Genomic DNA, 1,200 nt, shown 5'->3' on the forward strand with positions numbered 1-1,200 from the left:
GGGACGTGCTGCGGGGCCTGGGACAGGCCGCCACGGACGCGCTCAACAGCAGCTCGGTGAGCGATGGGGCGCGCTACGCGAACATGTCCGAGCAGGGCCTGCAGCTGCCGCCGGCCTATCAGCGCGCGCTGGAGGAGGTGGAGCGGGAGCTGGTGAGAGAGCACTACGCGCCCGGCAGCGCGGCGCTGGGCAGCATCGATCAGCTGACGTTCGGGGTGCCGCTGGGCTTCTACCACCTGGTGGCGGGGACGGCGCACGGGGTGAAGGAGCTGACGCAGGGGCAGTACGAGCAGGCCACGAGAGAGCTGGCCCCAGCGGCGCTGTTGGTCGGGCTGTACGCGGGAGGCAAGGGGGCACGGTCCCTGGCCGGGGTGGAGGGTGTGCGGCTGCGGCTCCCGGTGCCGGAGCTGAGGCTGGAAGCGCTCCAGCGAGCGGCGTGGCAGGTGGGGGAGCGGTTGGGGTTGGAGGGACTGGGAGAGCTGGCGCGCTACATCCGAGCCAGCCGGGAAGCAGCGGTGTTCGTGGCAGCGGGAGGCGAGCCCGCCGCCGTGGCGCTGTGCGAGGCGCGGGGCAATGTGGCGCGAGCGCAGGCGTGGTTGTCGGAGGCCCGGCCCGAGCGGGCGGGAGCCGTGGAGCCGAAGGCCATGTCCGGCAGAGCGTCAGGGGGTGTGGCCTCGTTGGTGGACGAGGCGTCCGGTTACAGCGCGGAGGTGGTGGAGGCGAAGCTGCGGCAGGCGGAGCGCGAAGCGCCTGGGCCGCGGCTGCCCGCGGACGTGGCGCTGCTGGAGAGACTGCGCGCCACGCTGGGCACTGCGCCGCCGGGAGTGCCGGAGGGCGCCGTGCTGTGGAGCGAGTACGTCTCCTACCGGCAGAGGCGCCTGGCGGACCTTCAGCAAGGAAGGGCAACGGCAGGACCGCTGCGGTGGGAGCCGTACGAGCGGATGAGAGGAGCGTTCGCCCGGGGAGTGGCCTTCGAGCGGGCCATGGTAGCGGTGCTCCGGGCGGACGCGGCCTTGGCGCAGGCGCAGCGGCAGTGGCTCAAGAGCTTCCACCAGCCGCGCATCGAGGTGCAGGTGGGGGTGGCGAAGCCGGGAGTGCCCGGTATCCGCTACGCGGATGTGCTCGTCATCGAGGCGCAGCCCGCCGCTGGACAGCCTCCCCGCGTGGAGACCTTCAGCTTCAAGAGCCGCTACCTCGCGC

1 pseudogene is annotated in these 1,200 nt (G+C 72.9%); it reads left to right on the plus strand.

The features are described from left to right. A pseudogene (locus KY572_RS46830) lies at positions 1-1,200 on the plus strand (hypothetical protein); the annotation flags it as partial.

It is taken from the genome of Hyalangium gracile (assembly GCF_020103725.1).
Lineage (GTDB): Bacteria > Myxococcota > Myxococcia > Myxococcales > Myxococcaceae > Hyalangium > Hyalangium gracile.